We start from the raw sequence: 17,019 nt of genomic DNA, 5'->3' as shown, positions 1-17,019 counted from the left end.
GCTTGGATATGGCGTCATCTACATTATTGGTCGCATTGAATGTATGAAATGACATATCCTGACTCGGTGGTCGACGACTCCTCCCGACAGCTGGCCGAGCTCGCCAGCCGCATGCTTGCCGAACTCGACGACCTGGTCGCCACCATGAACGCCGCCGAGCTCGAGATCGCTCCGGGTCTGGCCGCCGACCGCGCCATCACCGAGGAGATGGCCGCCAGCAACCGGGCGAACGTGGCGCAGGTGCTGCACTCGGTGCTCGCGGACCCGACGAATGTGACGCTGCCCGACCCGCCGCGTGAGGCCTACGACGTCGTCCAGACCGTGGTGCGCCGGGGCCTGGACCTGGACGTGATCTTCCAGGCGTATCGGCGCGGGCAGATGGCGGTCTGGCAGCGCTTCATGCAGCTCGCCCCCCTGGTGGCTCCGTCCGGCCCGCAGCTCGTCGAGATGATCGACCGCTTCGCCACGGTGCTGTTCGCCTACGTGGACACGGTGCTGCTGGCGCTCGTCGCCGAGGCTCAGCGCCTGCACGAGGAGACGGCCGGCGGCGCACTCGCCCGGCGGATGGAGACGGTTCGGCTGATCCTCGACGGCGCGCCGATCGATGAACGCGTCGCGGCCGGCCGGCTGGGCTATGAGCTGACGCGCCGCCACACCGCGTTGGTGTTGTGGCTGGACGGCTCTGCTGTCGACAACGGCGAATTGGAAACGGTGGCAACCGAACTCGCGCGCTCCGTGCGTTCCGGGAAGCCGTTGACGATTGCCGCAGGCGTGCGGACACTGTGGGCGTGGATCGGCTCGGACGGGGTGCCTGCACCGAGTGCTCTCGGGAAGGTGATGCGAAGCGCACCCGCCGGAATGCGTGCCGCGGCAGGGCCGACACTGGCCGGGCAGGCGGGCTTTCGCGCCTCTCACGCCGCGGCGATGGCCGCTGCGCAGATCGTCGGCGACAACCCTGGCGGGGATCGTCTGGTCACCTCCACTGACCTGGAGCCGATCCGGGCCATTGCCGGCGACGAACGGGAAGCCGCGCGATTCGTCGCCGAGACCCTCGGCCGGCTTGCCGTCGACGACGAGCGCGGCGCGCGGCTTCGTCACACGTTGCGGACCTTCCTCGCCGAAGCCGACAGCGCCTCGGCGGCCGCCGCGCGGCTACACACGCATCGCAACACCGTGCTGCAGCGCGTCGCCAGTGCGACCGAGCTGTTGGGATACCCGCCCGGCCAGCGCCGGCTGGCGGTGATGACTGCGTTGGAGATCGCCCACTATGTGGGCCCGCGGGCGCTGTCCGGTATCAGTTCCCGCGAGCCTGGTCTGCCTGCAGTGCTTTGAGGCGACGTTGTTCGCGCAACACCTCCTGGTAGCCCTCGCGTTCGGCGACCAGCCAGTCCGGCTTCTCGGCCAGCAGTGCATCGATCTGTTCGGTGGTGAGTGCATTGCCGACGCCGCCGCGCGCGAGAGCTGCGATCGAGACGCCGAGCTTGGCCGCCACCAGGTTCTTCGGGTGCGGCCCGTTCTTGCGGAGGTCCTTGAGCCACTGCGGCGGGTCCGCCTGCAGGGCAGTGAGCTCGCTTCGGGTGATTGGGTTCTCCTGGAACTCCACCGGTGTCGCGGGCAGATACACGTCCAGCTTCTTCGCCGCCGTGGCGGGTTTCATGGACTGTGCGTTCGGCCTGCTCATGGCAGCAGCCTATCGGTAGCCTGATCCGGTGGCGCCGCTCTCGCTGACCCTCGGGTATGTCCCCGGTGCGACGCCCGCGAAGTGGGCCCGGATCTGGACCGAACGTCACGGGGGAGTCCCGCTGGAGTTGCGTTCGGTTGCTGCGGCAGCCGCGGCGGACGCCGTGCGGGCCGGCGCGGTCGACGTCGCGTTACTGCGGCCGCGGGGCGACACCTCGGGGCTGTCGGTCATCCCGCTCTACGAGGAGACGACGGTGGCCGTGGTGCCGGTCGATCACGTCCTGACGGCCGCCGATGAGATCAGCGCCGCGGACCTCGATGGCGAGCCGACACTGCTGCCGCTCGACGACGTCGTCGAATGGGTGCAGGCTCCCGGTGCCCGGATCGATCACCGTCCCGAAACCACCAAGGACGCAATAGAACTGGTCGCCGCCGGTCTCGGTGTACTCGTCGTTCCGCAGTCGCTGGCGCGGCTGCATCACCGCAAGGACCTGACCTACCGGCCGATCATCGACGCGCCGAGTTGCCCGGTGGCGCTGGCTTTTCCGGAGGGTCCCCAATCGGAACTGGTCGAGGAGTTCGTCGGGATCGTGCGGGGCCGCACAGCGGGCTCGTCGCGGGGGCAGGCGCAGTCGGCAACCAAGCGCACCGCTCGGGAGAAGACCCTGGCCAAGCAGGCCGCCCGAGCCGCTGCGGGCAAGGTCGCCCGCAAGCCCGGCCGTGCCGAGCGCGGTCGGCGCTGACCCGTCGAGGTCCGGGGCGCCGCGTGCCGCGCGAGCGCATAGAAAGTATTAACGTTGGCGTAGAGACTTGAGAATTTTCATGTACCTTCAGTTAAATTTCAGCTATGCTGTACGGCCAGCGGAACACTAGCTGGGGGGCTAGCCATGAGTCGTCAAAACATCGCGAGATTCGCCTTCATCACTGGTGCGGTCGCCGGGGCAGTCCTCGGGGGAGCGCTGCTGACCAGCCCAGTTGCACACGCGGAGCCATCCGTGCCGTCGAGCAACGACATTTTCTTCCCGCCCGGCGGACCGGGTACGCCGACCGATGTCGACGAGATCACCGGTGGGCTGTACACCAGCATTAAGGAGAACATCCCCTACTCCATCTACCAGCCTGGCGGCGTGAACGTCATTGGCAATTACGAGGTGGCGCGGGATTACGAGGCCCTGGGCGGCGTCGGCCCGATCTTCGAGAACAACCTGCAGCAGGCGTTCAACAGTTCGGGTGCCGCTCCCGCCGACGGGACGGTGTGGGAGCAGACCTCGGCGGGGCTGCAGTTCGGGATCTCGCGAGTCAACTTCTTCGAAAATTTCTACACCAGCGACCCGACGGGATCGACGCAAGACCTGTTCCAGATCGACTTTCTCACCAACCCGGTCTTCGCCAACTATTACTCCAACGGTCCGGACGGAATACTCGACGAGTGGTTGTTCCCCGGCGGGGTGCGCATCCCGATTATCGACATCCCCGGGGCCGACTCCATGGCGGCGACTTTCGATCCGGGCGACGCCACCGCGTTGTGGTCCGAACTGGCCGGTCTGTTCTGAATCAGCCGTGCGGCGTCGGCGCTGACCGGGGCGGTCAGTCTCCGCGACAGGGCGAGCGCAGGGCGGCCAGCAGTCGCACGATGTCGGCCTGGCGATGAGTTCCAGTCTTGTCGAACACATGCTGCAGATGCGTTTTGACGGTGGCTTGGGACAGCGACATGCGTTCGGCCGTGTCCTTGATGTCATGGCCGTTGAGCACCATGAGGGCGATCCGGGTTTCGCTGGCCGTGAGTCCATAATGGCGATTCAACAGCGTTGCAGCCGTTCGTGATTCGCTGCCCGGGTCGATGGCCACCATGGCTCGCCGGGTGGGCCCGGAGGAATCGGCCGGATCGATGGGCAGCACTTCGACGAGGTAGGGCTGCGCGTTACAGCCGCGCTCACACAGCAGGGAACTCCCCGACGGTGGCGCATCCCGGTGCGTCAGCGCGGCGCGAATACTGTGCTGCAGTGTGGTGTCGGTGGTGGCGAAAGTCGCTTCGAGCCGGCCGGCGCGGATGCGCAGTCCATCGGCTGCCCGCAGCACTTCCTCGGCGGCACGGTTGGCGTAGACGAGATGGGCGCCGGCGGTCACCACGATGATGGCCAGGCGCAACGCACCGGTGACTGCACTCAGGTCACCGGCGCGACGGCGCAAGTTGTCCAGGTGTGCTTGGCTGCGCAAGGCCTGTTGCAGGTGCGGTACCAAGGCGCTGACCAGCGGGACGAACGGCGTTGGCGGACGTGGCCCGGCGGCAAGGAACATCAGCGGCGCGGGGCCGTCGGTGAGCCGTACGAACAACCCGTCCGTCATCTCCAGGGGGCGCAGCCAGTCGAGATGGAACTCCGAGTCGCTCTGCAGTTCCACCAGGGACTGCCCGCCACGCAGCACGCCGACCGGGCCCTGTTCCACGGCTTCGAGCACGTAGTCGATCCGGTGGTAGTGCTGCTCGTAGTCGCAGCGCACCTGCGGGGCCAGGTGTGCTGCCTGTACCGATCGGCCGTTGCCGTCCGCCCGTATCAGCGCGCAACTTTGTACGTCGAGGGTGTGCCGAAGATCGCCGAGTGCCGCGGTCCAGTTCTCGGGTGTAAGCACCGAGCTGTATACCGTCGCGACTATGCGGGAGAAGTCATCCAGGGTCGCCATCGCCGCATCCCAGGTCTTTCGCTCAGCGGACGTAGCGTCCGATATCGCACATTCTGCGCCGCGTGGTCGGCCGTTGCTCTGCGAATTCCGGGAAAAATTTCAACCGTTCGGATGAGGCGCGGGGTGGATCGGGCCTGGTTGGCTGACTGCCATGACAGTAGGAGATGCCGGCGTCGATGTTCGGGCGCTGCCGCTGGCGCCGAAGAACCCGCTGCCGTACCGGCAGCAGGTGCGGGAGGTGCGGCAGATGCACACCGGTGTCGAGAAATTGCGGGATGCCGGCGGGCCGGTGACCCGACTGGTGCTGGCACCGCGCCGACTCGCGCCGCCGATGGTGCTGGTGACTTCGCCGCAGGGGGTCCACGATGTGCTGAGTAGCGGCGACGTCGATCGGTCCCCGGCGCACGATGAGATTCGCCACCTGCTCGGTCCGAACCTGTTCGATCTGCGCAATGAAGCGTGGCTGCCCCGGCGGCGCACGTTACAGCCGTTGTTCACCAAGCATCATGTCCGCGATTTTGGCGGACATATGGCGCAGGCCGCCGAGGTGGTCGCCGCCGACTGGGGCGACGGCGCAACGGTTGATCTGGACGCCGAATGCCGCCGGCTGACGCTGCGGGCACTCGGACGCTCGGTGCTCGGCGTCGACCTCGACGAACGCGCTGCGGACCTGACCGAGCCGATGCGCGTCGCGCTGGAATATGTTTCGGATCGGGCGTTTGCTCCGGTGCGCGCCCCGCGCTGGCTGCCGACCCCGGCGCGCCGTCGCGCCCGGGCCGCCAGCGCCACGCTGCATAGGGTTGCCGCGGACATCCTGCGGGCCTGTCGCAACGACCCCGACAGGGACGCGCCCCTGGTGCGCGGGCTGATGGCCGCCACTGACCCCGAAACCGGCCGCGGGCTGACGGACCGCGAGATCTGCGATGAGTTGATCGTGTTCATGCTGGCCGGCCACGACACCACCGCGACCACTTTGGCTTACGCGCTGTGGGCGCTGGGCAACAACTCCGACATTCAACGCAGGGTTGCCGCCGAGGTGGCCGCGGCCGGGGCCGAACTGACCCCCGACGACGTGGCCCGGCTGCCGTACACCGTCCAGGTGCTCCACGAAGCACTGCGGTTGTGCCCACCCGGTGCCCTGAACGGCCGAACGGTGTTGCGCGACATCGCCGTCGACGGCTTCCGCGTACAGGCCGGCTCGCTGGTTGGCGTCGGGGTCTATGCGCTGCACCGCGACCCCGCACTCTGGGAGCGCCCCGAGGAGTTCGACCCGGACCGGTTCAGCCCAGAGAACTCCGCGGGCCGCAGCCGGTGGCAGTATGTGCCGTTCGGGGCCGGACCGCGCAAATGCGTCGGCGACCACTTCGCCATGCTGGAAGCCACCCTGGCGCTGGCGACGTGTGTGCGGCACTGCGAATTCAGCTCGCTGAGCACTGAATTTCCGCTGGCGGTGCCATTCACCACCGTCGCGGCCGAGCCGATCTACGCGCGTGTCACGCAGCGGGCGGGCGCGCTGCTGTGACGGCGCAGCCAGCGGCGCCCGTTAGTAGGTGTGCGTCGGACCCTGTTGCCCCTTGTACAACCGGGCCAGCATCACGTCGCGGAAGCGCGCGTTGTCGAGCAGCTTCAGACCGGCGTTCGCGAGCTTCGGCGTACCGGCCAACTTGTGAAAGTACCTGCCGCGCCGGTATTCCCGGCCCCACGCCGCTTCCATGCGTTGCGCATAGTTGGTGAAGTCGTCCGGCCCACCGTTGGTCAGCGCCGCGACTGCGCACTCACCGGCCGCCAGCCCGGACTCCAGCGCCTTGGAGATACCCGCGCCCGAGGTCGGCCGGCCAGCTCCGAGGGAGTCCCCGGCGAACAGCACCCCGGGCCGCCACGGCGGCCACGCGGTGAAGCCCATCGGCAGCCGCCAGGCTCGCACCGTCTTGGATTTCTTCAGTTCGGTGATCGACGGCAGTTCCCAGTCCCGCGGCAGCGTCTCCAGGAAGTCGCCGAGGAACTGCGTGGCGTTGATGGCCTGCCAGTTCTTGTAGCTGTTGACATAGCCCAAGCCGATGTTGACCCGGCCGTCACCGAGCGGGAACACCCAGCCGTAGCCGGGCAGCTGATCGCCCTGGAACACCAGCTTCATGTAGATGTCGAGTGAGTCGACGTCGGGCCGCACCGCGGGCATCTCGGCGCGGATGGCGATCGCCGAGTAGCCGTTGTAGTCCGAGTCCAGCTTCAGTGCCCGTTTGATCGGGGAGTAGGCGCCGTCGGCGGCGATCACCGCGTCGGCCAGCACCTGCTCGCCGCTCTTGAGCAGCACCCCGATGACCCGGCCGGCGTCGTCGAGCACCGGACCCGCGGCCTCGGCGGATTGGCGAACCTCCGCCCCGGCCGACTCGGCGTGCTTGAGCAACAGGGTGTCCAGCTCCGGGCGGCGCGCCACGTATCCGTGGTCGGGCATCCCGGGCCGGCGCGGAAACGACAGCTCCCATTCGCCGGGGCTGAACACCTTCACCCGGTTGACCCGGTGAAACTTGTCGACCTGCTCGGCCAGACCCATTTTCTGCAGGTAGCTCACCGCGCGCGCGGTCAGGCCGTCACCGCAGGGCTTGTCGCGGGGAAACTCGGCCTTATCCAGCAGAACCACGCTCGCACCGGCCTGCCTGGCCTGCCAGGCGGCCGCCGACCCTGCTGGACCTCCGCCGACAATCGCAAGGTCGAATCGCTGCACCACAGCGGCGATGTTAGCCGACGGCCGGTCTCCCCAGGTCAGCGGCGGCAACGCGGTAAGGTGCTTCACGTGCGCGGAACCAGCAGACCCACCCCGGCCGACAACGGCGGGCAGAAGGTCGACGCGCGCAGCGAACGTTGGCGCGAACACCGTAAGAAGGTCCGCAGGGAGATCGTCGACGCAGCGTTCCGGGCCATCGACCGGCTCGGACCCGACGTCAGTGTCCGCGAGATCGCCGCGGAGGCCGGCACCGCCAAGCCCAAGATCTACCGGCACTTCACCGACAAGGACGACCTGTTCGAGGCCGTCGGCACCCGGTTACGTGACGACCTGTGGTCGGCGATCTTCGCCTCCATCGACGTCGCCACCAATTCGCTGCGCGACATCGTGCGGCGCAGCGTCGAGGAGTACGTGAGCCTGGTCGACGCACATCCCAACGTGGTGAGGTTCTTCATCCAGGGGCGGGTGCGCGCCCGGTCGGAGTCGACACTGCGGACTCTCAACGAGGGCCGGACGATCACGCTGGCCATCGCCGACATGTTCAGCAACGAACTCCGCGAGCTCGACCTTGACCGCGGCGCAATGGACCTGGCGGCGTTCGCGGCTTTCGGCACGGCGACCTCGGCCACCGACTGGTGGCTCGGCCCGGAACTGGACAGCCCGCGCAGAATGCCCCACGAGACGTTCGTGTCGTATCTGACGACCATCATGGTCAGCGTCGTGGGCGGCACCGCCGAGAATCTCGGCATCGCGATGGACCCCGACCGGCCGATCCGCGAGGCAGTCCAGCGTCGACCTGTTGCCTGATCAGCCACCTGGTTGTATCAATCCCCAGAACCTGATAAATGCCGTATAAAAGGCTGAATTACACACAGCAATGCTTGGCAGATGGGTTCGGGGCTGCTATCGGTGGTCGGCACAGCAGCACTGCTCGTGCCGGGGACGGGCCGCGGCGGAAGTAACCACGCCGCTGGCGGTCACACCGACGGCGTTGACCTCCTCGACGCGTTCGGTCTTGTACTGGCCGCGGCCACCGGGCTGGGGTCGCTGGCGGCGGGTTTCGAGTTGGTCGGGATCATGCACGCGGTGTCCCAGATACAGGCGGAATGGGCGGGCCTGTTCGGCTGACGGGCGGGGCGACACGCGAGCGAAGGGGCATTGTCAGCCGACGACGCCGCGCCAGCGCAGTGCCTCCAATGCGACCGCCACTCGCACGCTGTTGTCGACGACGGGTGCGGGCAACAGCCGATCGGCACGAGTAATCCTGCGCAGCAATGTATTTCGGTGCAGATACATGTGTTCGGCGGTGCGTGAGGTGTTGCACTGTTGATGGATGAACGTCAGCACCGTCTGTTGTAGTTCGGCGTCGGCGAAGGCGAAGTCGCCGAGCGTATGGGTGATGAACCGGTCGGCCTGCTCGGGTTCGGCGCTGATCAGCGCCACCAACTCGATGTCGGTGAATCGGGCGACGCGCTGGGTGGAACCCAGCCGCATCATCATGCGTTGCGTGGTGACGGCGTCGAGGTGGCTGCGCCGGAACCCGTCGACGCCACCGGTGGTGGTCCCCACCGCGATCTGCACGCCCGGCAGGCCGTCAACCGCGTCAACCACACCTGTCAGATCCGGCCCGGTGGGACCGGGAACCCATACCCATCGGGTGGCGGCGCTGGCCAGCACCGACAGCGCGCGCGGACCGCCCTCGGTGCGGGTCAGCGTTTCGGCCGCAGCGTCCAGATCGGACAGGTCGATGGTCGCCTCGTCGCCCCAGACGACGGCGGCGGTATGGCTCTGTTCGAGCCGGTAGCCGAGCCGGCTCTCGGCGCGCTGCCGAGAGATGGTTGCGCCGTCCAGGATCAGCGCGACGGTCTCGCGGCGTTCGGCATGGGTCCCGCGGGTGAGTGCCTCGCGTTCCATCTGCATCTGATGGCCGATACCGGCGATGGTGGCATCGATGAACGACGTCAGCGATCGTGATGTGACGTCGAGCAGCTCGCACAGCTGGTCGTGGTCACGGGTGAGGGTGAATGCGGTCTGCATCCACGACCGCCACGCCACGTTCGTACCGACCCGATAGGCGTCCAGTACCGCCGATTCGTCCATACCGCGGCGGAACCCGTCGCGGACGATGAGCAGTGCCTCTGCTGAGAGGTTGGCCGCCACCGGCTCGCCGGGATGGCTGAGATTGGCTGCGGTCCAGTGCATCAGATTGGACCGATTGCTGCGGCGGATGCCTTCGGCGAGGACCGGATCGGAGGCGATGGCTTGCGTGTAAACCGCTGACAGGGTGGCTTCGTGGAGCTCGTCGAGTGACTCCGGGGGAGCGCTCACCATGACCTGGGCGGTCTGCCGGATCAGCTCGCACACCCGCTCGGACGGTCGCTCCCAGTCCATCGGCCGAGCATAACTGGGTGGTGCATTCTGCATCGGCGGATTGTTCGATCCGGTGCGGATTGCTCTTTCGGCCGCGGATTGGCGCGACGAACAATCAGGCGGCTATCAGGTGACAGTCGTCACAGAGCGCTCTGACCACACGGAGGACCACATGTCGCGCATCGGATCCGCACAACGCGCAGCCGTCGAACAATCCAACCGCAAGGCCGTTCAACGGCGCCGAGTGCGGCAGCGGCTGCGTGTCGTCGCCACCACCGCACCGGGAGCGGTGGCCGGGGCGCTGGCGATGACGCTGGCAACCCCGCATGCGATCGCCGAAGTGGCGCCGACCGCAGCCACGCAGTCGATCATCGACCAGCTGCTGGACGCCCAGCAGCAGGTCACCGAGACCAACAGCAACTACCCGTTCATCGTCCCGTCGGACCTGACGTCCCTGCAGCAGTATGTCCAGAGCGTCGCCTCCACCTCGCTGGCTTTGGAGTATGCCCAGCTCTACAGCCCCAGCGGCGGCGTTCCCTGGATGCTCGGGCAGCCGTGGGATGCCAACTCCGCCGACCCGTCGGCCTTCTACATCCTGGTGAACCCCGACAATCAGTACGGCGTCATCCCGGTCAGCGAGGACGGCACCTACACGATGACGGTCCATCCCGGGCCCGGCAGCATCGACGTCACGTTCACGTCGCTGTCCGGAACGATCGGTTCGGTTCAGGGATTCGAGCCGACCGGTCACGTCCTCGGCCTATCGGATGCAACACCCAATGCCGATGGAAGCTACACGATCATCTTCAGTTCCACACCGCACGAAGGGAACTGGATCAACACGGCCGGCGCCGACAACGTGCTTATCCGCGACACCATCGGTAACGGGGGATTGCCGCACGACTCCTTCTCGCTGCGGCAGGACGGCGTGCCGCAGAGTCCGCTGACGTTCCTCTCGGACAGTCAACTGTCGGAGTTGCTGAACATTGTCGTCAAGGACATTCCGACCATCAACGCTGACGGCGTCTACTACGACCAAACGGCGATTCCTGATTCGTTGCCGCCCAACTGGATGACGCCCATCGCATCTTCCACCTCCTCGATCAACGGCCTCATGCCCGGCCAGCTGAGCACCTTCGGCCACTTCCAACTGGACGCCGATCAGGCGCTGATCATCAAGGTGCCCGAAATCGATGCCGGCTACTACGGCCTCGAACTCGCCAACGCATGGGGGCAGAACGTTCCGATCGTCACCGCGCAGGGCAGTCTCAACAACACCGACACCTTCGAGTCCTCCGACGGCTACATCTACTACGTCGTCAGCAGTAAGGACCCCGGCGTCGCCAACTGGATCAACGACGGCGGGTTGGCCAACGGAATGCTCGGAGTGCGCTGGCAGGACGTGGCGACCGCTCCGACGAGCAACGCCGTCCACGCCGAGGTGGTCAACATCGCCGACGTCAAGAGCCATCTCCCGGCGGACACGCCGGTGGTCACCCCCTCGGAGCAGGCGGCGATGCTGCACGACCGCCTGTTCAACTGGAACTACACCCAGGACCAGGACCACAACATCAACTGGCTGGGGGCAAACCTGTTGCAGAGCCAGGTCGAGGCGGCGATCGGCCACGACGCGTTCAACCAGATCTTCGGCGGACAGGTCGGCGTGCCGACGGTCTGGGACCGGATGTCCGACGCTGCGCTGACGCCGAACCTGAACGCTGTCGCGTCGGAGTTCCTGACCAATCCGGCCGGTGCCATGGCGGCGTTCATTGGCAATCTGCCGTTGGCGTTCAAGGACATTGAGCTGCCGATGATGCTGAGCATGCTGAGCATGAAGGCTGTCATGGACCAGACCGCGCAAGCCGTGGAGGGCGACTTCAGTACCGGCGACTTGGCGCACGTCTGGACGGATCTGACCGGCGGAATGCAGGGCATGGGGACGCTCTTCGACGACGCGTTCACCGACCCGACCACCAGCTTGATCGCAGGCATGCTCAACGCCCGTGACGACATGGCGACCGGAATCCTGCGCGCCGGCGACACTTTCGACCTGAGTGCGTACTCGCCGCTGATGGATTCGTTGACCGACCTCAATCACCAAGTGATGGCCGCCCTGCAGGGCTGATCCTGGCAGTCGCTGTGCCGCCTTCCCGCCGGACCTTGCGGGAAGGCGGCATGGGCGTTGGAATGAATTTCGATACCCGACAGGGGAAGGACGCGTGATGATACGCACCCGCACACTCATCATCGGGACCGGTTTCTCCGGCCTGGGCATGGCCATCGTGCTGCAGAAGCGGGGTGTGGAATTCCTGATCCTGGAGAAGGCTGACGAGATCGGCGGGACCTGGCGGGACAACACCTATCCCGGTTGTGCGTGCGACGTGCCGTCGCATCTCTACTCGTTCTCGTTTGAGCCGAAGGCCACCTGGAGCCGGCTGTTCTCCCCGCAGCCCGAGATCCTGGACTACCTCAAGAACGTGACGGACAAGTACGGGCTACGCCGTCACATCCGGTTCGGTTCGATGGTGACCCGCGCGGTGTGGGACGACGACGAGTTCCGCTGGCATGTGTTCACCGAAGACGGCAAGGAGTATGTGGCCCAGTTCGTGGTCTCTGGTGTCGGCGGCCTGCACATCCCGCGGCTGCCCGACATCGACGGGATCGACGAATTCACCGGCGCCGCATTCCATTCCGCGCAGTGGGACCACACCGTGGACCTGGCCGGCAAGCGGGTCGCGGTCATCGGGACCGGGGCCAGCGCGATCCAGATCGTGCCCGCGATCGTCGACCGGGTTGCCGAACTCCAGCTCTACCAACGCACCCCACCCTGGGTGTTGCCGGTGCCACATAACCGGCTTCCTAATGTCGTGCGACAGGCCTTCGCGGTGGTGCCCGGGCTGCGCTACGCGGTGCGGGTTGCCACCTACTGGGCGCTGGAAGCAGTTGGATTCGCGATGACCAAGCGGCCCGGGCTGCTGCGTCTGGTCGAGGCGGCCGGCAAGCTCAACATCCGTCGCCAGGTCCGCGACAAAGACCTGCGCCGCAGACTGACTCCGCGGTATCGGGCCGGGTGCAAGCGAATCCTCTACTCGGGCAAGAACTACTATGGCGCGGTCGCCGAGCCGACGACGACGCTGATCACCGAGCGGATCTCCCGCATCACCCCGGACGGCATCGTCACCGCCGACAACGTCGAACACGCCGTCGACGTCATCGTCTACGCGACCGGATTCCACGTGACCGACTCCTACACCTATGTCGGTGTCACCGGGCCCGACGGTGAGGACCTGGTGCAGCGCTGGAGCCGTGAAGGGGTGCAGGCGCACCGCGGCATTGCCGTGGCCGACATGCCCAACCTGTTCTTCCTGCTCGGTCCCAACACCGCGCTGGGGCACACCTCGGTGGTGTTCATGATCGAGTCGCAGATCCGCTACGTCGCCCAGGCGATCGCCGCCGCCGACAAGGCCGGCGCGCAGGCGCTGGCGCCCAGCCGCGCCGCCCAGGACCGCTACAACGCCGAGCTTCAGGACAAGCTCGCCGGCACGGTGTGGATCACCGGCGGCTGCAACAGCTGGTACCTCGACGAGCACGGCGTCAACCGGACCCTGTGGAGCGGGATGACCTGGCAGTACTGGCAGTCGACCCGCTCGTTGCGGGCGGGCGAGTACCGCTTTTCCGGAGTGCGCTGAGGCGACACGAAGACACAACCACTAGTGTTGCCGTCCGTTGTCGCCCCCCAGGGGTAGTGTCGTGGCACTGGCTTCCGGTGTGGCGAAATGGGGTTGACGGTGAGCGAAAAGTTGAAGCTGATCGATCGGGTCTCGGCGATCAACTGGAACCGGGTGCAAGACGACAAGGATCTCGAGGTCTGGGATCGGCTGACCGGCAACTTCTGGCTGCCGGAGAAGGTTCCGGTGTCCAACGACATCCCCTCATGGGGCACGCTGACCGACGACGAGAAGCAGCTCACGATGCGGGTCTTCACCGGTCTGACGCTGCTGGACACCATCCAGGGCACCGTCGGCGCGGTGAGCCTGATCCCGGATGCGCTGACCCCGCACGAGGAAGCCGTCTACACCAACATCGCGTTCATGGAGTCGGTGCACGCCAAGAGCTACAGCCAGATCTTTTCGACACTGTGCTCGACATCCGAGATCGATGAGGCCTTCCGCTGGTCGGAGGAGAACTCCAACCTGCAGCGCAAGGCCGCCATCGTCATGCAGTACTACCGCGGTGACGAGCCGCTCAAGCGCAAGGTGGCGTCCACGCTGCTGGAGAGCTTCCTGTTCTACTCCGGCTTCTACCTGCCGATGTACTGGTCGAGCCGGGGCAAGCTGACCAACACCGCCGACGTGCTGCGGCTGATCATCCGCGACGAGGCCGTGCACGGCTACTACATCGGCTACAAGTATCAGCGCGGTCTGGCCATGGTCGACGAGGCCAAGCGCCAGGAGCTCAAGGACTACACCTACGAGCTGCTCTTCGAGCTCTACGACAACGAGGTCGAATACACCCAGGACCTCTACGACGGGGTGGGCCTGACCGAGGACGTCAAAAAGTTCTTGCGCTACAACGCAAACAAGGCGCTGATGAACCTCGGCTACGAGGCTCTCTTCCCGCGTGACGAGACCGACGTCAACCCGGCGATCCTGTCGGCGCTGAGCCCCAACGGCGACGAGAACCACGACTTCTTCTCCGGATCGGGTTCGAGTTACGTGATCGGCAAGGCCGTCATCACCGAAGACGACGACTGGGACTTCTAGTCGCTATCCCTCGCTATAGCCACTGAGGGATAGCGACTCGGCCGGAAGGCCGCTACTACGGGTCTTGCATCGCGCTTCGGTGAGGTAGTTGTACGCAGACTGCGTGGGCCGCGTTCGACGTCGATCAGGACGTTGTGGGTAACTCCGGGCCTCCGCTGCAGCGGTCTGCGCATGATGAACATGTCCGAATTCATAGGCATGAAGCCTGATCACGGGTCAATAGTCAATTTAAATCCCCTGTGGTGCTACATTTCAGCAGGGTCGGGGGAGTATGCCCAGGTCTGTCACAGCTAACGCTAGGGATTCTTGAGGGGGCCGTTCCGATGAGTCGTCGTCACGGGATAGGTAAGTCTGGTTCACGCACGTCGGGTGCCGTTGGTGCACTGGGTGCGTTCCTGGCGTTCGGGGTTGCACCGGTCGCAGTCGCACCGGCTGCCCAAGCCGAGGATTTCGGCTGGTTCGACCTGCTCGGCCTGGCCGAGGCGTCAGCGAGCGCGGTAGAGACGAACCCCGATTCCTGGGCTGGTCTGTTTGGCTCGTTGATCTACCTGCCGATCCATGACATGCAGCAGGACTGGATCAGCAGCGACTTCGGATCGTGGGTCGACGACAACCTGCTCAACCCGTTATCGCAGTCGCTGTTCGGCCTGGATTTGATCGGCAACGGCGCGGCCGGTATCAGCGGTGGCACCCTGGCGGAGGCTGCCGGCGGCAACGGCGGCCTCTGGTTCGGCGACGGCGGGGCCGGAGGTACCAGCGCCGACGGGTTCGGCGGCGCGGGCGGTTCGGCGTTGGGCATGTTCGGCAATGGCGGTGCGGGCGGCGCCGGCCAATATGGCGGCGACGGTGGTGCCGGTGGCGCCGGCGGCACGCTGATGGGCATCGGCGGCGACGGTGGCGCGGGCGGCGTGGGAGCATCGGGACTTGACGGTGGCAACGGCGGTGTCGGCGGCGCCGGCACGGGCGTGATGTTCGGCAATGGCGGTGTCGGCGGCGCCGGAGGCCGCGGCGGTGCGGGCCTGTCGCCGGTCGGCGAAGGCCAAATCGGCGGCAGCGGCGGCAATGGTGGCAACGGCGGGGCCGGCGGTGCCAGCAGCTCGCTGGCCGGTGCTGGCGGTACTGGCGGGATCGGCGGCACCGGTGGTGTCGGCGGAACCGGCGCCAGCACCACCACCGACAACGGCAACGGCGCCAACGGCGCCAACGGTGGCAATGGAGGCAATGCCGGCGCCGGCGGTGCGGGCGGCACCTTCGCGACGGCGGGTGCCATCGGCGCGGGCGGCACCGGTGGTTCCGGTGGTGCAGGCGGCGACGGCGGCGTCAACGGCGCCGGCGGCGACGGCGGGCATGGTGGTGCAGGTGGGTATGCCGGAACTCTGCCTGGCGCCTCTGGTGCCGTTGGTGTCCAGCACCAGGGACCTATCGGCGCATCGGGAGGTGCGGGAGGCGCGGGCGCCACGGCCAGCGGCGGCGACCATCCGGGCGGTAGCGACAACCCGGGTGGCGGTGACGGCGGCGCGGGCGCGTTCAGTGCAGCCCACATCGCTGAGTTCAATCAGCAGATCCGCGCCCTGGGTGGCAACGACCTGACCACCGCGCAGATCGCCGCGCTCAACGAGTATGCCCAGGCCACGGGCTGGACCAGCGCCAACCCGCAAACCCTCGACCAGTACATGGACAACTACGTGGCGGGGCTGCAAGCCAGCGGTGCGACTTGTGGCTACGTCTGCAATGGTGCTACCGGCACCGAGCTGCACCCTGACGGCAGTGTGGGCGGGTTCGTCTACGGCAACGGCGGTGCTGGCTGGGACAGCACCGAAGAGGGTGTGGCGGGCGGCGCTGGCGGCAGCGCCTACTTCATCGGCGATGGTGGCCACGGGGGCCACGGTGGCGCCGGAGCTGATGGTGGTGCCGGAGGTATCGGCGGGTTGCACCAGGGTGACGGTGGTCGTGGCGGTGATGGTGGCGCGGGATACGCAGGCCATCTGTCCGGAGGTGCCGGCGGACGTGGCGGCGATGCCGTCAGCGTGGGCAACGGCGGCACCGGCAACGGCGGCAACGGCGGCAACGGCGGCGACGCGGCCACAGACAACTCCGCTTCGGCGGCGGATGCGGTCGGTGGCAACGGCGGCGACGGTGGCAATGGCGGCACCGGCCGCGGCGGCAACGGCGGCAACGGCGGCAACGCGATCATGGACTACGACTATGCATCGATGGCGGATGCGGTTGGCGGTAAGGCGGGTGCGGCCGGTACTGGTGCGACCGACGGCGGCAACGGCGGCAACGGCGGCAACGCCTTCACCTGGGGGACGGGTAAGGCCATCGGTGGCGATGGGGCGGCCGGTGGCAATGGCGGCACCGGTCGTGGCGGCAACGGCGGCGACGGCGGCTCCGCGGTCAGCAACAACTTTCTTTCGGCGGCGGACGTGGTTGGCGGTAAGGCGGGTGCGGCCGGTACTGGTGGCACCGACGGCGGCAACGGCGGCAACGGCGGCTACGGCGGCACCCAGGGGATGGGTAAGACCGTCGGGGGCGATGGGGCGGCCGGCGGCAATGGCGGCACCGGCCGCGGCGGTAACGGCGGTAACGGCGGCTCCGCGGAAAGCCTCAACTCTGCTTCGGTGGCGGATGCGGTCGGCGGTAAGGCCGGGGCGGCCGGTGCTGGTGCCACCGACGGCGGTAGCGGCGGCAACGGCGGCGACGCCTTCACAAGGGGGACGGGTAAGTTCATCGCGGCTGATGGGGCGGCTGGTGGCAATGGCGGCACCGGCCGCGGCGGCAACGGCGGCAACGGCGGCAACGCGG

14 protein-coding genes are annotated in these 17,019 nt (G+C 67.0%); 10 read left to right on the top strand and 4 right to left on the bottom strand.

The window, feature by feature from the left end; translation table 11 throughout:
• Positions 1-48 precede the first annotated feature (48 nt).
• Positions 49-1,332, top strand: a complete 1,284-nt coding sequence (locus K6T84_RS18395) for a PucR family transcriptional regulator (protein WP_224861549.1) — start codon at positions 49-51, stop codon at positions 1,330-1,332.
• Here K6T84_RS18395 and K6T84_RS18390 read toward each other — a convergent pair.
• Positions 1,295-1,681, bottom strand: a complete 387-nt coding sequence (locus K6T84_RS18390) for a DUF5997 family protein (protein ID WP_224861547.1) — start codon at positions 1,679-1,681, stop codon at positions 1,295-1,297. The two genes, K6T84_RS18395 and K6T84_RS18390, sit on opposite strands and share 38 nt — an antisense overlap.
• A gap of 28 nt (positions 1,682-1,709) precedes the next feature.
• Between K6T84_RS18390 and K6T84_RS18385 the strand changes: the two genes are divergently transcribed.
• Together K6T84_RS18385 and K6T84_RS18380 are read left to right on the top strand one after the other, a co-directional pair.
• Complete coding sequence (locus tag K6T84_RS18385; protein ID WP_225400358.1) at positions 1,710-2,423, top strand: LysR family substrate-binding domain-containing protein; 714 nt, start codon at positions 1,710-1,712, stop codon at positions 2,421-2,423.
• A 252-nt stretch (positions 2,424-2,675) separates the two neighbouring features.
• Complete coding sequence (locus tag K6T84_RS18380) at positions 2,676-3,233, top strand: hypothetical protein (RefSeq protein WP_224861543.1); 558 nt, start codon at positions 2,676-2,678, stop codon at positions 3,231-3,233.
• A gap of 34 nt (positions 3,234-3,267) precedes the next feature.
• On the opposite strand, the gene K6T84_RS18375 is transcribed toward K6T84_RS18380, so the two are convergent.
• Complete coding sequence (locus K6T84_RS18375; protein ID WP_224861541.1) at positions 3,268-4,359, bottom strand: helix-turn-helix transcriptional regulator; 1,092 nt, start codon at positions 4,357-4,359, stop codon at positions 3,268-3,270.
• Positions 4,360-4,510: 151 nt separating this feature from the next.
• On the opposite strand from K6T84_RS18375, the gene K6T84_RS18370 reads away from it, so the two are divergent.
• On the top strand, positions 4,511-5,881 hold the full coding sequence (locus K6T84_RS18370) for a cytochrome P450 (RefSeq protein ID WP_224861539.1): 1,371 nt from the start codon (positions 4,511-4,513) through the stop codon (positions 5,879-5,881).
• 21 nt (positions 5,882-5,902) lie between these two features.
• On the opposite strand, the gene K6T84_RS18365 is transcribed toward K6T84_RS18370, so the two are convergent.
• Complete coding sequence (locus tag K6T84_RS18365) at positions 5,903-7,084, bottom strand: NAD(P)/FAD-dependent oxidoreductase (protein ID WP_224861537.1); 1,182 nt, start codon at positions 7,082-7,084, stop codon at positions 5,903-5,905.
• Between the two features lie 66 nt (positions 7,085-7,150).
• On the opposite strand from K6T84_RS18365, the gene K6T84_RS18360 reads away from it, so the two are divergent.
• Together K6T84_RS18360 and K6T84_RS18355 are read left to right on the top strand one after the other, a co-directional pair.
• Positions 7,151-7,888 (top strand): TetR/AcrR family transcriptional regulator, encoded by a 738-nt coding sequence (locus K6T84_RS18360; protein ID WP_224861535.1) that lies wholly within the window; start codon positions 7,151-7,153, stop codon positions 7,886-7,888.
• A gap of 81 nt (positions 7,889-7,969) precedes the next feature.
• A complete protein-coding gene (locus K6T84_RS18355) occupies positions 7,970-8,209 on the top strand; it encodes a hypothetical protein (RefSeq protein ID WP_224861533.1) in 240 nt (79 codons plus the stop codon).
• 33 nt (positions 8,210-8,242) lie between these two features.
• Here K6T84_RS18355 and K6T84_RS18350 read toward each other — a convergent pair whose 3' ends face one another.
• Complete coding sequence (locus tag K6T84_RS18350; RefSeq protein ID WP_224861531.1) at positions 8,243-9,472, bottom strand: PucR family transcriptional regulator; 1,230 nt, start codon at positions 9,470-9,472, stop codon at positions 8,243-8,245.
• A gap of 151 nt (positions 9,473-9,623) precedes the next feature.
• On the opposite strand from K6T84_RS18350, the gene K6T84_RS18345 reads away from it, so the two are divergent.
• From K6T84_RS18345 to K6T84_RS18330, 4 genes are all read left to right on the top strand, one after another.
• The gene (locus K6T84_RS18345; protein WP_224861529.1) at positions 9,624-11,576 is read left to right on the top strand and encodes a hypothetical protein; all 1,953 of its coding nucleotides are present in this window, start codon (positions 9,624-9,626) and stop codon (positions 11,574-11,576) included.
• Between the two features lie 97 nt (positions 11,577-11,673).
• Positions 11,674-13,140 carry a flavin-containing monooxygenase gene (locus tag K6T84_RS18340; protein WP_224861527.1) on the top strand — a complete coding sequence of 489 codons (1,467 nt, stop codon included), beginning with the start codon at positions 11,674-11,676 and terminating at the stop codon, positions 13,138-13,140.
• A 99-nt stretch (positions 13,141-13,239) separates the two neighbouring features.
• Positions 13,240-14,214, top strand: a complete 975-nt coding sequence (nrdF, locus tag K6T84_RS18335; RefSeq protein WP_224861525.1) for a class 1b ribonucleoside-diphosphate reductase subunit beta — start codon at positions 13,240-13,242, stop codon at positions 14,212-14,214.
• 323 nt (positions 14,215-14,537) lie between these two features.
• Positions 14,538-17,019 (top strand): PGRS repeat-containing protein (locus tag K6T84_RS18330; RefSeq protein WP_329786714.1); only part of this gene is annotated, 2,482 nt, incomplete at its 3' end.

It is taken from the genome of Mycobacterium zoologicum (assembly GCF_020181635.2).
Lineage (GTDB): Bacteria > Actinomycetota > Actinomycetes > Mycobacteriales > Mycobacteriaceae > Mycobacterium > Mycobacterium zoologicum.
Note: the sequence above shows the minus strand (reverse complement) of the source record. Positions and strands in the feature narration are given on the sequence as shown.